This is a genomic window from Acetobacterium sp. (assembly GCF_041752335.1).
In the GTDB taxonomy this organism is placed as follows: Bacteria; Bacillota; Clostridia; order Eubacteriales; family Eubacteriaceae; genus Acetobacterium.
Map to the genome: position 1 here is coordinate 1 of NZ_JBGSHG010000100.1, position 17,666 is coordinate 17,666.

The window sequence follows — 17,666 nt, forward strand, 5'->3', positions numbered from 1 at the left end:
CTAACAAGGAGATTATAGCACGATGTTTAGGAAAATCATATCCCGGTGTCGCTGATTGAGCCGAACAATATGTTCGAATTTTGAAAGATCATTCGGGTGTGGTTTTTAACCTTTACCCTAACTCTATCTTACAAGTTAAGAACGGAGGTGGAAAATACACCTCCCGTTCTTAAAAAAGTTGCAACATTAGTGTGCAAAAGGTTGCACCCTTTTTCGGCTGCAAAAGCGAACGAAAAGCGGGTTTAATCCCTTGTGCACTAAGGAATTACCTGGCCTGCGAAACAAACGAATAAGGTTTACAAAACCGACGAGTACCCGATTAACAAAACGACAAATGCGACAATTGAGGCATAGTTTTATGGTGTCCTCAAAATTGTGGCCATCTTTTTAAAATGGAGGTGCAACGTGACGAATGAAGAACTTGTAAAAGCCTATCAGGATGGAGATAAAGAAGCCATGAATGATATTGTGGTCAATAATAAAGGTCTGGTGAATATGGTCGTTAATTCCTTCTATAACGGCCTTGAATCCTCGTATATGGATCGTGATGATCTGGAACAGATCGGTTATATGGGGTTAATGGAATCAGTGAAGCATTTTGACCCGGCTATGGGTTTTAAGTTTTCAACGTATGCCAGCAAGGCGATCAGGGGTTATATCTCAAGAGGTTTAAGGGTTTCAACGCCCTGGGAGAAAAGAAGCGACACCAACGGGGCCATGGCTCATGTGATCAGTGCTGACAACTACTTGCCCGGATCTGAGAGCATGACCTATCTGGAAACTATTGAGGATCCAGCCGCTGTTAATGATTTCCACAATATGTTATGCGCCATGGATCAAGAAATACTTCGCAGAGATCTATTTGATGTAGTGAATCGTGTTTTCGACCTCGATGACAGGCCCCGGAACGCTATTATTTTAAAGTACGGCCTGACAGGTAGATCACATACATTAAAAGAGATTGGTGAAGCATACGGTACCAATACCGACGGGGCCAGTCAATGGGTAAGAGCTGGTATCAGACGTATAAGAAGCTCATGTGCCGGTCACGCTTTGAAACGAAAATACCAGGTCGAGTATAATCTGTCAACGGGGCGGGAAAGATTATCAAGGCTTGAATATAAAGACCCCGCACGCTATGCACAGGAAAAGGAATGGGTTAGGGATATGCAAAGGATCTTCAATGCTTAGTGGCTCTAAAATGGCTCTAAAAAATTAAAAAAATAGGATTAACCATGTTAAAATAATGAAAATAAGATAAAAATATAACCAAAAACCGCACGGTTTAATAGAAATAAAAGATGATTCGTTGAGTGGGAATAATAACTGTTGTTAAAGGGCAATATACTTTATCCTTAAAAGGGTAAAAAAGTATATCGTCAATAACTAAATAAAAAGTAGCAGAGACCATAAGATGAGTCCAAATATTCCTCATCTTACGGTCTCTTTTATTTTTATCTCATAGTAGCCGAAAGCCTTGTAAAATCAACGCTTTTAATGATTATTAAATACACGAACCTAAGAGTTGAACCATGGATTTTGTTGGGCAAGGGCAAAGACCTGAATCCCCAGGCAGAAGATAAAGAGAATTGCCTTTGCGAGGATGAAGGGATTAACCCTTGAACATAGTGATTTTGGGGATGTTCATTTTTGGGATGAATCATGAATATGGCTCAATGCCCGATAAATACTGGATTTTCTCATAATAATTGTTATCTTTGAAGCAATACGTTTTTGGGAATAATCTGGGGAACTTTTGGGGATCTGTATTCAGTAGTCTTTAAAGAATAAATAATTTGGAGGTGATACTACATGAGAAAGAGAAATTTTGGAGGAAGGTGTGAGAGACGGACTGCACCAAAGTGAATTGAAGTATGTCGTTCATACGATGCAATTCAATCGGCGCATACAGATGTATTGGTTATGGATGAGGATACATTGACAATGAAAGATGTAAATGATAAAATTAATTATAAAAAAGAGGTGCATTTTCGGCATACCACCTTAAAAATCCCGAACTGCAAAGTCCTCATATAGGCAGTCTAAACAAGCGGTGGTGAACCCGACCAAAAGTGGGAGTTGAAAAATGCTTATGGAAATCCCTTGCCTTAGTAGGGATTCTTAAAGAGTTTGTTCGACCATTAAAGAGTAAGACAGTCATTTAAAGGCTGTCTTTTTGATTTAAATTTTTCCGATTATAGATTTTGGATATGAAATAAAGAGATTAGGGAGTGCTTATGTTATGGGAATAAAATTGGAATGGGAGAAATTATTAGCTGAAGGAAGAGTTAGAGAATCATCTACTCAAAAATATGCAAAAATGAATATAGATGATCCGTTTTATGATCATAGGAATGAATTTGATAAAGATTATGATAGAATTGTGTATTCTTCATCAGTAAGGCGACTACAAGACAAAGCTCAAGTGTTTCCGCTACAAGAAAATGATTTCACAAGAACTAGGCTAACACACTCGATAGAGGCTTCTGCATTGGCAAGATCCTTTGGTTATGCGGTAGGAGAGTGGCTATTGGAGACGCGTGAATTCAAAGATTTTTCTCAAATCAGAAAACTGTCTGCGATGTTGCAAGTAGCAGCATTGATACATGATTTAGGGAATCCACCGTTTGGTCATTATGGAGAATCAATAATTAGAGAATGGTTTAGTAAGTTGTTTAATACAGAAGAATTTAAGAGTATCAATATGTCTTGTGATGGAGAAAAAGAGCTTTCTAATGAAGAAAAGAAGGATTTTATTCTATTTGAAGGCAATGCACAAACATTAAGGATTGTATCTAAATTGCAAATGCTTAACGATGAGTATGGAGTAAACTTTACTTTTGGAACGCTTGCTACTATAATGAAATATCCTTGGAACTCTCAAAACGAACTTGCCGATAGTAAAAAGAAGTTTGGATATTTTTTATCAGAGAAAGAATTAGCAAAAAAAATATTTGAAGCCACTGGAATTCAAGAAGGAATAAAGCACCCAGCAACGTATTTATTAGAAGCATCTGATGATATTGCGTATTTAAATGCAGATATTGAAGATGGGGTAAAAAAAGGGATTATTCCATGGGAAAAAGAGTATAATTTAATTAAAACTAAGCTAATGGAAGCTGACAAAGAAACCTATGAATATATATTTAAAACCTTAGATAGCATAAAAGAGAAGAGTCAAGAAAAAGGCATACCTAATGATGATTTAATTGCTGTTCAAAATTTCAAGATTTTTTCTCAAGGATTAATGTTTAAAAGTGTTGTGAAGTGCTTCAAAGATAATTATACAGAAATAATGTGTGGTGAATTTTCAGGGGATCTTTTAGAAAAAACAAATTGTAAGTTATTAGTTGAAGAGCTGAAAAGATTAGCAGGGAAGTATTGCTTTTCCAACAAAGAGGTAATAGCTTTAGAGCTGGTTGGGGATAATGTAATAAATGGATTGTTAGATAAATTTGTTATTCCGTTAATAAAATGCAAAGCGGAACCAAAAAGTAAAACGTATGAAGGAAAAATTTATAGTCTGTTTTCTAATAATTTTATATATATTTGTCTTCACGATACCGGTTACGAAGGTCATCAAAAAGATTTCGCTGAAACAAGTATATATGAAAGATTATTATTAGTAACTGATTATATATCAGGAATGACTGATTCTTATGCAGTAAACTTATATAAGCAACTGATTGGAGTTAGACTTCCATAAGAAGGTGATAATATGAATATTAACATTAATGAAAAAAAATTTTATAGTGATTTTCATGATATCATATCAAGATATTCTAATGCTGACAAATTAATCCGAAAATTAGAGGAGAATGGTGAGATTATTGTTTTTGGAGGAGCGGTTAGAGAATATATAGAAACTAATTATGAGAAATTGCCTAGAGATTTTGATATCGTATTTAAAAAAACGAAAAAACACAAAGACCTTGAGAGTTTATTATCAGGTTTTTTTTATAAGAAAAATAGATTTGATGGTTATAAAGTTTTACTAGATGATTTAGAATTTGATATATGGAACATTGATGATACGTGGGCATTTCGTGAGAATAAAGTAAAATGTAAAAAAGCTCATTACTCTCAGAAATTAACAGAGACTGTTTTTTTAAATGTTGATTCTATAGTATTCAACTTGAATAAATGCACCTTAGATGGAAAAAATTTTTATAATGCTTTAGAAAATAAAGAACTTGATATAATTCTTGAAGATAATCCTTTTCTTGAATTAAATTTATTAAGAGCATTAGTTTTTAAAGATAAATATGATATGTCCTTATCAAAGAAGTTAGTAGAAAGTTTTAGAAAGTTTAGTAGAAATAATGATAATTATTTAGAGGCTCTGTATAATATTCAGTTTTCACACTATAAAACAGAAAAAATTGATAAAAATCAACTAAAAAAAGAACTTGAGTATATTATTATAGGGTAGTTGTTTTAGAAAAATATTTAGCTCCCAAAATTTTTACTAGCAAAAAATATCTAAGACAAAATTGCGAATATAATTAATGATATCAACCAAGGAACAACCAAAAACACCATTATTATACCAATGTGTATCGAGTGGGAGCAAAAAATCCCATAAAACTACAATAATAAAAAGAGTGTTTCTATTTTAATATGGGTAACAAATAGTAAGTGGTTATGATACAAGACTATTTTTAGTCCATCATAGCTACTTTTTATGCTATCAGTTTCTGAATGTGTGGTTACTGCTTTAGGAGCTAAACAGAGAAACTTAAAACACTGGCCTGGTACCAGCGTAATTTAACCCAAACAAGGGTACAGATAGAATAAGAGATTTAAGGGATTGAAATAAAGGAGACTACATCTCAAAGCGAAAATTAACAAATCATCCAGTGGCTTGAAGATTGTTGAGTATGACCTCTACCAACTGGTGATCATCGTTTTAAGAGAACGGGTCTATCTGGAAAAGTCCTTCCAGTTTGAAAAAACAAAAGGGCACATCCTAATCAGGCGGTTACAATTGGTCTGGAGCAATTGGCTCATTTCCTTGGGTATTGGTTCCCGGCTACATTATCGCCCAAATGTCGGGCGCATTTCTTGGCGCCATTAGCAGTTTGCACAAACAGTGATGCACAGATGCAATACTGGGTATTTTCTCGACAGGACCGGCGATTCGCAGCAATCTTCTGATCACAGAAATCACTGGAACCACTGTTTTGCTGATTGGAATTTTGGGCATTACCAATCCGAATTTAAGGTCAAGGCATCGCCGAATATTTTGTCACACTGCTTTGACAATAAAAAACCCGTTAAAATTATCAGGATTGAATTTTAACGGGTTTTCATATTAGTCTAATTTTCCATAGTGCTGTATTTGTGGAATTGTCCAGGCTTTTGGTTGGCTGGCGTCTAAATCTTCATCAAAAATACACGTTTTGATGATTTGATTATTATCATAGGTCTTAAAATAATAGGACCCGGTGTTACACACCATACAGGCAGTATATTGAGTATAATCGACGCCTTCATCCGTGAAGACACTACCTTTGGGAATTTCCACCGATGATAAAATATGAAAAGCCGCTTTGACGCCCTCATCCTCATTTTCCAGGACATTTATGGCTTCTTTACCAAAAACAGCACGTACAAAACGGGAAGGGGGCGTGTAATCTCCGGGCAAACCAAAGGTTCGTGCTCCATTACCAAATGGAGAAAAGGTGACCCCATTTAATTTGACTGGTTTCAGTTTTTGTGGGTTCACACCAATGTAATTGCGGACATTGGTAAGATGCCAGTTGAGATCAGGACTGTTTGCCATAACGCCCAGTGGATTATCATGGATAACGATACCGTTTTCCATGGGTTCGATCACAATGACATTACCCGTTTTATTGGTAACAATCCAGTGCAGAGGGGTAATCATTCCGGAAATGTCGGTGGGGCTATTGACGATATTCAATTGTGAAACAGCTGATTTGACTTCATCCAGGGTTGTAAAATTCGATAGGATCCAGGCAACCACTTCAAGCGATGTAAGATTGGTTTTGTTGGCATCGATTTGATCATTGTAATGGGCATAATCGGGAAAGTACAAGGTAGCACAGGCCAGTCCGGCTTCATTCAGACCATCCGTCAGGATTGAGGGTTCCGTTTTTCGACCTATTCCCATAACAGCATACTTTGCTGGTCGTTTCATTTCATCTATTTGAGAAACCAGTGGATAGTTGCGGGGAACAAAGACCAGATCAGGATTAAGGATATTTGCAAAATCCATGGTCCGGGCAAGTAGGTTTAATTGATTACTCGTGGTTAAGGTTAGGCTTGTACACATGTTTACATACCTGCTTTCAATATTTCTTTTATCATACCCGATTTTTCCGAAGGTGTAAAGATTTAAAGAATTTTCATCGTGGCTCGATTATTGCGATCCGATCATCTTGGTGGTTCTTTCACATGTTTATTTTAAACGGGATTTTGGATTCAGGTAGAAGTTTAATGATTGGGTACCGATACTGGTACTTGGTTTATTGAATACAGGGATTGGATGTTATTTGTATTTCTCTTCGATCGGGCTATTTGCCTAGTTCAAACAGTTGCTGTTTGAGGTTATTTGGAGCTGCTGGCGGGCAAAGCTTGGGAGGCAATCGGCCTGATCATTCTGCATGTGGTCACTTTCTTAAAAAATCCTGCTTATCTTCTGAAATCGACTTTACCACCTCAACATCACTGGCCACATCAAAATACTGAGCATCATACAAACGGTTTAAATAGTCCTGATAAAACTCCAGGAGTGGCGGAAAGGACGCAATAATTTCATTTCTGATCTTGTTGATATTTTCCACCGATTCATCATGGGTGCGATCTAAATCAAGGTAGGTGTTGAGTAGTTGAGTAGCGGTTTCAGCATGATAACTGGCATACTGCGGAAAAACCTGAAGTTCCTGATCGCGGCTAATTTTATCGCGAACGTTTGAAACAACTGCTTCCAGATCTTCGAGGATGGCTTCCTGGGAATAGAGTGATTCCCGCCGTTTGGCAGTTTTCAATAAACCGATTAATTTTTGAAGCCTGGCCTGTTCCGCGATACAGCGATCCTGAAGCGCTGATGAATTCATATTTTCAGCCGCATTAAGCATCGCCAGATCCTGGTAAGGGGATGCGTCAGACAGCTGTTTGATTTTTTCTGGCGGTTCATGTTTCACCCGAAAAACAACATAATAGATCAGAAAAACGAATAGGACCGTTAAAAATGCGCCGCCGAGAAAGAGCGACAATTGAGCAACTGGTGAATTTTCTAAGGCAAACAGATTACTGAAAAAGGTTGAAGTGTCCATGATAGCGATACCCCCCTGATATGAATTGATGGATCATTTTAGTGATAACGTCAAATTACCCCGAAGCAAGAAAAGCACCAAAAGCAGGTGCTTTTCTTTTAAATTTTTTTCAACAAGAAAGGGAAAAACAGGCCGAACTGCGTCAATTATTTAATCGTGGGAATTTTATTATCGTTGTAAAAATCAGACTCCTTTGGGGTCTTCAGTGCTGGTTTCAGGGATGGGTTGAATTTCGGCCGTATACTCGGTTGTTAAATCAGGGCTAAACGGTTCACTATTTGCGGCTGCAGTTGTTGTGCTTACTGTTATAGTAGAGGGATCCGCTGGTGTCGCCATTTTACCGCCCAGGAATCCGGAAATTAACGACTGCAGATTAATGCCGGTGCTTTCGGAGATTCCTTCGGTCACTTGTGACATGGTATTGACGATGTCTTTGACCATTTTGGTTGAGTTACCATCGCCATACATGGTGATACGATCGACGTTGTTAAGTGGTGCAGCAACATTACGGGCAACTTCGGGAAGGGCATTGAAGTACATTTCCATGATGGCGGCATCACTGTATTTTTTCATCGCTTCAGCTTTGGCATCAATTCCGGCGGCTTCGGCCAGACCTTTGGCTCTGATGGCCGCAGCTTCGGCAAAACCTCGGGCTTCAATTGCGGCAGCTTCCTGTTCTTTGGCATAACGATCAGCTTCGGCGGCCAATCGATTGGCTTCAGCATCTTTGGCTGCAATAAACAGTTTCGCTTCTGCTTCTTTTTGCTTTTCAAACAAATCGGCTTCTGCCTTTTGGTTACGTTGGTACCGTTCGGCATCGGCAGTTTTGTTGATCTCGGCTTTTAATCGTTGTTCACGAACTTCAACTTCTTTAGCGGCCAATTCAATTTCTTTTACCTGCTTAATAATATTGGCTTCCTGGGTTTTGGTCTCAATCGTTTTTCGCTGTTCTTCCTGCTCAATTTGGTAAGCGGCATCCGCCTGGGCCTGACTTAGATCAGACTGTCGTTTCAATTCAGCTTTGCGAATTTCCAGATCGGTGTTCTTCTGGGCAATTTCCAGGTTTGCCTTAATTCTGGCATCATTGGCAATTTTTGCGGCTTCCGATTCGGCAATGGCGACTTCTTTTTCGGCGTTGGCACGAGCAATTGCTGCGCCTTTTTTAATCTGCGATTTGTTTTCGGTACCAAGGTCCTCAATCACACCAGCCTGATCGCGGATTGATTGAATGTTGAAGGAGATTATTTCAAGACCCATCCGTTTAAGATCTGGAACAGCGTTTTCCTGAACCTTTTCGGAGAAGGATTTTCGGTCGGTTAACATGTCTTTCAGGTCTAGTGAGCCGATGATTTCACGTACATTTCCCTCGAGAACATCTTTAACCTGGGGAATGATGGCGTCGGTTGATTGGTTCAAAAAGTTTTCCGAAGCCAGTAAAATTGCTTCTGGTGATGAACCGATCTTGATCTTTACAGCGCCATCGACCATCACATCGATGAAGTTATTGGTTGGCACCGATTCACCGGTTTTGACATCAACAGACATCATTTTGAGGTCCAGTTTGTCAACGCGTTCAAGAAAAGGAATCTTGATTCCCGCTTTTCCGATGATGACGCGCCGTTTAATACCAGATATGACATAGGCCGTATCGGGGGGAGCTTTGACGTAACTCATCATTAAGAGGGAGATCACTAACAATACGACAACAACTGGGATAATCAATGTAAAAATTGACATTTGCGCCTCCTGCAAAATTTTAGTTTGAGATCAAAAAAGATACTCATTTCTGTGAGGATAAGACAACCACGCAGATTCCTGAAAGTGGATAATATGTGTATGAACTCAACAAAGGTATTATATAAGAGGTTGGATTCAAAGTCAAATGACAAAGATTAAAAATCAATGTAGATTGTCTTGGGGGATAAATGTTATAATTTTAGTAACACTAAATTTAAGTCGAAAGCGCTAAGTCGGGTGCGGAAAACATAAATTATCTGGGCAAACGAAAAAAGCTAGAGCACCATATAATTGTCAGACTATCTTGGCAAGTTGAATATTTTTGCAGAACAGGGTATAGATAAAAGAAGAAAATAAAATCGTTGAAATAAAGGAGACACAATGGGAATTCAGGAAGAAGCATTAAAATTGCATGAAAAATGGCAAGGTAAGCTGAGCATTGACAGCAAGGTTCCGGTAAAAAACAAACACGATCTGTCGATGGCTTATACTCCGGGAGTGGCGGAACCCTGCCGTATGATCCATAAAAACAAGGAAGAAGTATACAAGTATACCGGCAAGGGAAATATGGTGGCAGTGGTCACCGATGGGTCGGCAGTGTTGGGACTGGGCGATATTGGCCCGGAAGCGGCGCTTCCGGTAATGGAAGGGAAAGCCGTTTTATTCAAAGAATTCGCTGGCGTCGATGCGTTTCCCATCTGTATTCCATCCCAGGATGTGGAGGTCATCATCAAGACGGTCAAAATGATTGAACCGGGATTTGGCGGGATTAATCTGGAAGATATTGCCTCGCCCAGATGCGCCGAAATTGAAAGACGCTTGAAAAAGGAATTGGACATTCCGGTTTTTCATGATGATCAGCACGGCACGGCAGTGGTGGTGACAGCAGCGCTGATGAATGCCCTGAAGGTCGTCGGCAAACAATGGCAGCAGGTGACGGTAGCCATGAGCGGCGCCGGAGCAGCCGGATCAGCGATCATCAAGATGTTGCAAAATGTCGGCGTCAAGGATATTATCGCTTGCAGCAGCAAGGGGATCCTCTCAAAAGACGAGCAATACAGTAACTGGGTTCATCAGGAAATAGCTGAGATGACCAATAAGCATCACAAAAAAGGGACTCTTGCCGATGCCATCAACGGCGCCGATATTTTTATCGGCGTGTCAGCACCGGGCATCGTCACTGCTGAAATGGTTCAGACAATGGCTGAAAATGCCATTGTCCTGCCAATGGCCAATCCGGATCCGGAAATCGATCCAGAGCTGGCCATCAGAGCTGGCGCTAGGGTTGTCGGAACGGGACGGTCGGACTATCCCAACCAGATTAATAATGTCCTGGCTTTCCCGGGCATTTTTAGAGGGGCGCTGGATGCTCGAGCCAGTGACATTAACGAAGAGATGAAGGTTGCCGCGGCAAAAGCCATTGCCGAGCTAATCAGTGATGACGAACGGAGTGCCGACTATATTATCGTACCAGCGTTTGATCCCCGGGTTGGAAAAGCCGTGGCTGCAGCCGTTCATCAGGCCGCAAAAGATTCTGGTGTAGCCAGACGGGAATAATATTAAGAATCAAAATTCAGCAATTTTATTTGTGCTGACAATGACTAAATGTTTATAATAGGTATTAAATCAATAAAAAATAAGGAGAAAAAAATGAAAATGAGCAAAGATGATAAAATCCGAATCATTATTGATGCCCTGGATGAGGTGATCACTATTCCTAACCACAAAAAGGAACGGATCAAGGATGTCTTGAGAAAAGCGCTGGGGACTATTGACGAAAAAGAAAGCGAAGATTACTAAACAAATTAAAAAGAAGCAGCCAGATTTGAGACTTTCATTTCCGGGGCTTCTTTTTTTTACAGTTTATTTCGATCAGGAAGGTAATCTAAAAGCGCTGAATCTGAGCCTAAAATAGACCGACCCAAAGGTCACACAGTAAATTGATTTATTTCAAAATCCACTCATTCGGCAGGGCTTGGATTTCAGAAAAGAGGATGTTTTGAAAATCGACCGCTGCTTTTTCATCCGGGATGGGGACAATGGCAGCTTTCTTTCGGCAGCCTTCGGCTAAAAAAGCATCAATCGCTGCTGGGGTCAAAACAGGGAAATGTTTTTTTAACACGATTCTGCCTTTTGAGATAAAGAAGAGCTTTTCGCCATCCCTAACCGGTATTTTCAAAAGCATATCTCTGGTGGTCAGGTGCTTATAATCATGAAGTATATGGCTGATATAGCCCAGACTTTTGATCAGATCCCGGTAGGTGGTGGCTCTTTCGTAATTGTATTGGGCCGACTCTTTATTCATGCAGACCTGAAATTGATTAAGTAAACAGTTAAGCGTAGTGGCTTCTGAAAAAATCTGAATCAAGGTCTGTCTGTTTTTCATAAAATCTTCCGGGCTCATGATCTCAGGCAGCGTATGATATTGAAAATCGAAACGGTTGTTATCTTGAACAATTGGAAAGAGGTGAGTGAGCATATCGATCAATGATTGGATTGCTTGTTTTCTCCGAAACGGACCAAAGCTATGATCTTCTCGTTCCGGGACAATCGATAATCCCTTAGAATGACCTGAATTAGTAACTTTCAGATAGAAATACCGTCTGTCGTTTTTCATTTGCGAATTGAAATAAGGCTTGATCTCCTTGATTAGTTGACATTCCAGCAGCCGGGCTTCTAAATGAGTATCGGTGACAATATAATCGATATCGTCAATGAAAAAGATCATTCTTTCGATCTTTGGCTGCTTAGGAGATTTAGTGAAATAGGATTTTACTCTTTTTTTCAGACATTTGCTTTTTCCGACATAGATAATTTGACCGGCAGAATCCAACATCTTATAAACACCGGGAAGCAGCGGTATCTGGTTTATTTTTTGCTTTAAATGGCTCATCATTTCGGTTTCCAAATCCTGGTTATTCAAATTTAGTTTTGTAAAGTTTTTTATATCATATCCATACTTATACAATAACACAATTATGGCTATTTGTTTTCGATGATTAATTCTTTACCACGGTTTTTCTGATCAGCACCCAGGTTAATCCAGTTACGATGATGCTGAAGATTATTAATGATAACATCCCAATAAAGGGGTTATGGGCGGAAATGCCCATGGACAGGTCTAAAAATTTCAGCAGGATGGTTGAAATCTGACCAGATATGAACATATCAATGATCGGTAAAACGACAAAGGCGATGATATAAAAACCAACGATATAACTGATTTTCTGTTTTTTATCCATCCGATAGAGAGCCACGGTAATCAAATAACCAAGGGCTTGAGCGGCAATAAACAGAACCGTCAGAAAAAGAAAACTGATAAGATATTCAGATAGACCGCTAAATGGAACGGTTCCGCTGGATTGATAGATCATACTCATCAAGCTGGAATACGCAATGCCACTTAATGGTGATTCGATTAACTTTCCCAACGCCAATAACAGAAGTGAAAACAATGCCATCGCCACCGCTAATGTTACGGCAACGTAGATCCGATTTACAAATAAAGATTTCCGGGAGATGCCGTTTTGCAGGGCAAACAGAAAATTTTCCTTAAAAGCATTCAGTCCGCAAATGAACAAAAACACGGCCGGGGCCATATCGAGGCCTGCGATTTGGCTGGATTGATTCGTCGTCAGGATGTCAGATGAAAAGGTGATTTGCATCGGAACAAGCGCCATCACGGCCAGGATGACCGTACAGAAGATTAAAACAGCTTTTCGGTGATCCACAAGCTGATATTTATAAATTGCATGTAAGTTCATTACTTTACTCCTCGTTAGTTAGTTTGATGAATAATTTCTGTAAATCCAGGTTGGTCATCTCAATGCCGTCAGGCAGGGTACTCTTATTAATTGATCCAATAATAGTGGCGGTTTTTAATCCGCCCAGAACATCTTCGCCAATGACTTCCTTGTCGGCAATAAAGGTATCGACTTGCATGATTGCGCCGGTTACGGAATATCCTTTGCTTAATAGGGTTTCACAGGATTCGTTCACCAGAATTTCACCGTTTTTGATAATCATGACATATTCCAGTAGATTAGCAATCTCATCGATTAAATGGGTGGAAATAATAGCGGTGAAGGGGTTATCGCTATATTTTTCGATCAATAACCGGTAAAACATTTCGCGATGATTGGCGTCCAGGCCCAATACCGGTTCGTCAAACAAGACGTAGGGGGTATTGACAGAAAGGGCTATGATGATTTTAAAAATAGAAGTGTAACCAGTCGACAATGATCGGATTTTTTTCTTGGGGTCGAGTTTAAATTGCTTGGCTAAGTTGAGTGCATAGTCCAAATCAAAATCCTTGAAAAATTGTTTAGTCCACTTGAATGCTTCATTACAAGTCATACTCTCGGGATACAGATTTTTTTCTGACATCAGATAGAGCAACCCCTGGGTCATGTCATTTTCCGCGCTGGACAGACCATCAATGGTAACTTGGCCGCTGTCGGCAAAGATGCGATTGGTGATAATGTTCAATAGGGTCGATTTTCCAGCGCCGTTTCGACCCAATAATCCGTATATTTTGTGCGGCTCAAAAGTCAGGCTCACCTGATTTAAAGCTACTGTATCGGCAAATGTTTTCGTCACATCATTTATTTGTATTCCGTTCATTCTTTGTAACCTCTTTCTACCATTCCCAGAATTTCTTGATTAGTGATACCTAATTTTTTTGCTTCTTCGATGAGTTTTTTAATATAATGATCGAAAAATAATTCTTTGCGTTTGTTCCGTAACTTTGAAACCGCACCGGGAGCGACAAACATCCCAACGCCCCGCTTTTTAAAAATAATGCCTTCGTCAACCAGGATTGAGATGCCCTTAAGCGCCGTGGCCGGATTGATTTTATAACTGACCGACAATTCAGTTATCGATGGAATCTGACCGCTTTCCTCAAAGGCACCAGTTAAGATGGCGTCTTCAATGCCATCGGCAATTTGAACAAAGATCGGGCGTTCATCTTCAAAATTTATTTGCAAAGGGACACCCCCTTTCGAGAATATTAGTTAGTTAGTTAGTTGACTAAATAACTACAGTACTATTGTAAGGCCGGGTTGCATTTTTGTCAATAGCAATTTTATGAACAATGAATTTTTTGCATCGGTAAATCCGGCTAGGGGTGTTTTTTTTTACCCTTTTTATGCTATACTCACAAAAGAAAAGCAATGCGCGTTGTCCGCTGATAATGGTTTACTTTGATTTTGGACGGAGAGCGAAAATTTAAAGCAAATGAAGAGGGGAAAAGTTAATGTACGAATATTATTATAAAACACAGGATTTTGGGATGTGCCTGATGGAGGGCAAGGGATCTGGAGAAGAAGCCATTATTCCTACAGACAAAGATATTTTAATTGTTGGAGATGACATATTTAAAGGGCACAAAGAATTGCTGCGGGTAGAATTTCCCGATACGATCATTGAGATTGGCGGTTTCGTTTTTGACGGGTGTGAAAACCTGAAATATGTAAAATTGCCAGCCAATCTCAAAGATTTCTGGCAATATGCCATGACCCGATGCGGTATCGAAGAAATTGATATACCAGGAACGGTGGAGCGGATCGCTGCTTTTACATTCAACGAGTGTACGCAACTGAAAACGGTGAAAATCAATGAAGGAACAAAAAAGATACTGGCCTGGGCATTTAAGGATTGTGTCAATTTAACAGATGTCTATTTACCTGCTACCATTGAAGAAATCAGTGAGAAAGCGTTTGAAGGCTGTCCAAAAGTCGTGCTACATCGGAAATAAAGATCATAAAGCAATGCTTTAAATATGATCATGTGTTAGAAAAAAGAACACGAAAATGCTTAAAAATTAAGCATTGCAGGATAAAAAGCATCTAAAATAGGATAAAAAATTGGCTTTTGAATTGGCATAAAAATTGCTATACATTTAGCGTAAGCATTTATTTATAAATAAGCTGCTGATTAAAAGCTGTTGATATGGGTATGCATAGATATACTTGAATTGAATCAGAAAAGCGAAATTTAGAAATGGATACTTAACTAAGAAAGTGGAGGAAAAAATGACTAAAACAGGGAAATTATTAGACATGGCAAAAAAAATGGCAGAAGCGGCTGCTGAAAAAGCAATCCAAATTGAGGTGCCAATGGTAATCGTTATTTGTGATGCTGGTGGAAACATGGTGTTATTTAACCGGATGGAAGATTCTCTATTGGCCAGCATGGATATTGCCACCAATAAAGCTTATACATCTGTAGCTCTTAAAATGAGCACCGATACAGCGGCAGATCTTGCCAAAGAATCGGGTCAGCTTTTTGGGATTGCATCCTGTGACAAAGGTAGAATGGTTGTATTTGGGGGTGGTTTCCCAATTGTTGAAGATGGAAAAATTATTGGCGGGATCGGAGTCAGCGGCGGAAGCGTTGCAGAAGACATGACCGTTGCTCAGGCAGGACTGGATGTCCTGAAATAAATCTGGAAATGGGCTTGGCTGATCCAGTTCATCTAAAATCTAAATTGGCATCTGGTCTGTAATTGCGCAGGTTTGATCCGGTTGGTTAAGAAAGATTAAAAAATAAGTACGAAATTAAAATGACCAGCTACCCATCCGGGCAGGCTGGTCATTTTTGATAAAGAAGTAAATCCGACTATTTGGTTTTGCGGATACTTAATTAAAACTAAAAACAATCGGGAAAATAAAGGCGACAATAGTTAACCAGACGGCATAAACATAGAGATAGGTCGTCTGCCAGTTTTCGATCGTGATAAAATCTATTTTTTTAAGGAAAAAGCGGGCATATAGCCAGGCTAATCCGCCTAGATTAATCAACAGAATCAGATTTTCTCCCAGTGCAGCCAGCTTATTCGGTGTTATCCCAAATGCGGATAATCGCAACAGGATGGCTGATAAGGCGATCACATCGATAATCATTGCCGCAACAATCAGAGCCATATTCAGATGGTCAAAAAGCCTGTTCTTAGCGTAGGGATTTCGGGCGGAAATGGTGTATAGAACCAGGCCGAGAACCAATGCCAGCATAAAATCAAAAGCGATTAGATAATCTCTTTCCATAAAAGGACTATTCCCGGAAAAAACCAGGACTAACAGAAAAGCAATCATGATAACCAGGAAAAGCGGACTGAATATTTTTGCCAAAATCGGGGCAAAATTCTCGACCACACTTTTTTTGGTCTCGACCAGGTAGACAGTGATCATGGCCACTGCCGCGGCGCCATAAATAATTAAATAATTTTGAATAAACCAACTGGCGTCAATTTGAATGGCAAAAAAGATGGCCTGGGTAAATATCGCCAAAACAATGAGCCCACAGAAAATAAGGGTGCCGTAAATCACGGCTTCACCGGTGAAACGAATAAAATTCATCCGTCCCTGGCTGTTGCGCCAATCCGAACCCATATAAGCAACCCCGGTGATCAGCCATAAGAATAATGGCAGATGCAGGGCGGTCAGTAATTCAGTATTATTCGGCGGATATGAAGGATAAGCGTTGATCAGGATGGCCGCACCGGCAAAAATGCCTAAGATCACGGTGACTATTTTTAAATTTGATTTGTTTTTATACAGAAAAAACAGGGCAATCAATGGCAGGATGAAAAAACTCAGATTCTTAAAATAAAATAGTTGGTATTGCGGGTCATTAAAACTGTATCCTAAAAGTTCCGGAAGTTTAAAAAAGGTGCCAGCCAGAAATGAGAAGAGAATGACCAGTCCGATATAGCGCTGATTTTCGCTTGAGATTCCGGTGGGTTCGGGTTCTAACATCAATTGCTTCCAGAGGTTTTCAGTATTTACTTTTGAATATTCCCGGGAAATCGAATGGGTATCGCCAAAACGTTTCACACTGATTAAAAACGCTTCTTCCGCTGATAATCCGGCGTGGATCAGATCTTCGATTTCATCATGCAGATGATTTTCCAATTCAATAATGTCGGTTTCCTTAAAATGTCCCTGACTTCGCAGGCAGTCACTCCAGGCGCGGACGTTTTCTTCTAAATCATACATGGCTGGCAGTCCTCCTTATTCGTTATCTCAAACCAGGTTTTTGAAAGTGCAGAATGAATTATTTCCCATTGATTCCTTTGTACTTCCAGTTCAATCAGTCCTTCCTCCTTAAGTTTATAATATTTTCGCTTTCGTCCACCGTCAGAATTATTCCAATAAGACTCGATAAAATCCTTTTCTTCAAGACGATGAAGCACCGGATAGAGCATCCCCTCGGACCAGACAAGTTCATCGCCAGTTAATTCTTTAACCTTCTTGATAATCGCATAGCCATAACTGTCGTTTTCCTTTAAGATGGACAAAATAAAGGGCGTCGCAGAGGCTGCAATTAAATCTTTTGATACATTCATGATAACCTCCTGTATACATAGATCTATTAGGTATAGTTGCATTATACATAGAACTTCTAGGTAATGCAAGTATTTTTTGCAATTGCTTTCATAACAGTTGTTAATTTTCACAGGCTCGATTCTATGTTAGAATGGAACTTATAAAACATAAAGATAGCGAATTGGCAGTGTGTAGTAATTTGAGGGCCAGTTCAAATAGATAGTTGAGGTAGAGCAAATTGGAACGAGAAGATTTTTTTAACCGGCGCCCGGGCATGATTGGTGAAAGAAATTTCAGTCAG

The 17,666-nt window shown here is 39.5% G+C and carries 16 protein-coding genes and 1 pseudogene; 8 read left to right on the plus strand and 9 right to left on the minus strand.

All coding sequences use genetic code 11. The features are described from left to right. Positions 1–405: 405 nt before the first annotated feature. The 3 genes from ACEW8F_RS12750 to ACEW8F_RS12760 all read left to right on the plus strand — a co-directional run bounded on the left by ACEW8F_RS12750 (position 406) and on the right by ACEW8F_RS12760 (position 4,432). On the plus strand, positions 406–1,191 hold the full coding sequence (locus ACEW8F_RS12750; protein WP_373483852.1) for a sigma-70 family RNA polymerase sigma factor: 786 nt from the start codon (positions 406–408) through the stop codon (positions 1,189–1,191). A gap of 1,051 nt (positions 1,192–2,242) precedes the next feature. After that, positions 2,243–3,706, plus strand: coding sequence for a dGTP triphosphohydrolase (gene dgt, locus ACEW8F_RS12755; protein ID WP_373483853.1), 1,464 nt, complete (start codon positions 2,243–2,245; stop codon positions 3,704–3,706). 12 nt (positions 3,707–3,718) lie between these two features. After that, positions 3,719–4,432 carry a hypothetical protein gene (locus ACEW8F_RS12760; RefSeq protein ID WP_373483854.1) on the plus strand — a complete coding sequence of 238 codons (714 nt, stop codon included), beginning with the start codon at positions 3,719–3,721 and terminating at the stop codon, positions 4,430–4,432. 882 nt (positions 4,433–5,314) lie between these two features. On the opposite strand, the gene ACEW8F_RS12765 is transcribed toward ACEW8F_RS12760, so the two are convergent. After that, positions 5,315–6,298, minus strand: coding sequence for a choloylglycine hydrolase family protein (locus tag ACEW8F_RS12765; protein ID WP_373483855.1), 984 nt, complete (start codon positions 6,296–6,298; stop codon positions 5,315–5,317). 166 nt (positions 6,299–6,464) lie between these two features. Between ACEW8F_RS12765 and ACEW8F_RS12770 the strand changes: the two are divergent. Then, positions 6,465–6,568 (plus strand): annotated as a pseudogene (locus ACEW8F_RS12770) (EamA family transporter); the annotation flags it as partial. 67 nt (positions 6,569–6,635) lie between these two features. Here ACEW8F_RS12770 and ACEW8F_RS12775 read toward each other — a convergent pair. Together ACEW8F_RS12775 and ACEW8F_RS12780 are read right to left on the minus strand one after the other, a co-directional pair. Beyond that, positions 6,636–7,301: a hypothetical protein gene (locus tag ACEW8F_RS12775; protein ID WP_373483856.1), complete on the minus strand. Its 666-nt coding sequence runs from the start codon at positions 7,299–7,301 to the stop codon at positions 6,636–6,638. Positions 7,302–7,484: 183 nt separating this feature from the next. Then, on the minus strand, positions 7,485–9,038 hold the full coding sequence (locus ACEW8F_RS12780) for a flotillin family protein (protein WP_373483857.1): 1,554 nt from the start codon (positions 9,036–9,038) through the stop codon (positions 7,485–7,487). A gap of 381 nt (positions 9,039–9,419) precedes the next feature. Between ACEW8F_RS12780 and ACEW8F_RS12785 the strand changes: the two genes are divergently transcribed. Together ACEW8F_RS12785 and ACEW8F_RS12790 are read left to right on the plus strand one after the other, a co-directional pair. Further along, positions 9,420–10,595, plus strand: coding sequence for an NADP-dependent malic enzyme (locus ACEW8F_RS12785; protein ID WP_373483858.1), 1,176 nt, complete (start codon positions 9,420–9,422; stop codon positions 10,593–10,595). Between the two features lie 93 nt (positions 10,596–10,688). Next, positions 10,689–10,838 (plus strand): hypothetical protein, encoded by a 150-nt coding sequence (locus tag ACEW8F_RS12790; RefSeq protein WP_373483859.1) that lies wholly within the window; start codon positions 10,689–10,691, stop codon positions 10,836–10,838. A 145-nt stretch (positions 10,839–10,983) separates the two neighbouring features. On the opposite strand, the gene ACEW8F_RS12795 is transcribed toward ACEW8F_RS12790, so the two are convergent. From ACEW8F_RS12795 to ACEW8F_RS12810, 4 genes are all read right to left on the minus strand, one after another. Then, positions 10,984–11,934: a GIY-YIG nuclease family protein gene (locus tag ACEW8F_RS12795; protein ID WP_373483860.1), complete on the minus strand. Its 951-nt coding sequence runs from the start codon at positions 11,932–11,934 to the stop codon at positions 10,984–10,986. A gap of 103 nt (positions 11,935–12,037) precedes the next feature. Then, positions 12,038–12,802, minus strand: coding sequence for a hypothetical protein (locus ACEW8F_RS12800; protein WP_373483861.1), 765 nt, complete (start codon positions 12,800–12,802; stop codon positions 12,038–12,040). A gap of 4 nt (positions 12,803–12,806) precedes the next feature. Further along, positions 12,807–13,661: an ATP-binding cassette domain-containing protein gene (locus tag ACEW8F_RS12805; RefSeq protein WP_373483862.1), complete on the minus strand. Its 855-nt coding sequence runs from the start codon at positions 13,659–13,661 to the stop codon at positions 12,807–12,809. Further along, positions 13,658–14,026, minus strand: a complete 369-nt coding sequence (locus tag ACEW8F_RS12810) for a GntR family transcriptional regulator (RefSeq protein WP_373483863.1) — start codon at positions 14,024–14,026, stop codon at positions 13,658–13,660. Before ACEW8F_RS12810 ends, ACEW8F_RS12805 begins: the two co-directional genes overlap by 4 nt. Before the next feature lie 269 nt (positions 14,027–14,295). On the opposite strand from ACEW8F_RS12810, the gene ACEW8F_RS12815 reads away from it, so the two are divergent. Both ACEW8F_RS12815 and ACEW8F_RS12820 read left to right on the plus strand, forming a co-directional pair. Continuing rightward, positions 14,296–14,796 carry a leucine-rich repeat domain-containing protein gene (locus ACEW8F_RS12815; RefSeq protein ID WP_373483864.1) on the plus strand — a complete coding sequence of 167 codons (501 nt, stop codon included), beginning with the start codon at positions 14,296–14,298 and terminating at the stop codon, positions 14,794–14,796. A gap of 277 nt (positions 14,797–15,073) precedes the next feature. Further along, a complete protein-coding gene (locus tag ACEW8F_RS12820) occupies positions 15,074–15,484 on the plus strand; it encodes a heme-binding protein (RefSeq protein ID WP_373483865.1) in 411 nt (136 codons plus the stop codon). 195 nt (positions 15,485–15,679) lie between these two features. On the opposite strand, the gene ACEW8F_RS12825 is transcribed toward ACEW8F_RS12820, so the two are convergent. Both ACEW8F_RS12825 and ACEW8F_RS12830 read right to left on the minus strand, forming a co-directional pair. Continuing rightward, complete coding sequence (locus tag ACEW8F_RS12825; RefSeq protein WP_373483866.1) at positions 15,680–17,035, minus strand: permease prefix domain 1-containing protein; 1,356 nt, start codon at positions 17,033–17,035, stop codon at positions 15,680–15,682. Further along, positions 17,023–17,385 carry a PadR family transcriptional regulator gene (locus ACEW8F_RS12830; RefSeq protein WP_373483867.1) on the minus strand — a complete coding sequence of 121 codons (363 nt, stop codon included), beginning with the start codon at positions 17,383–17,385 and terminating at the stop codon, positions 17,023–17,025. The genes ACEW8F_RS12825 and ACEW8F_RS12830 overlap by 13 nt, the downstream gene beginning before the upstream one ends. Positions 17,386–17,666 lie beyond the last annotated feature (281 nt).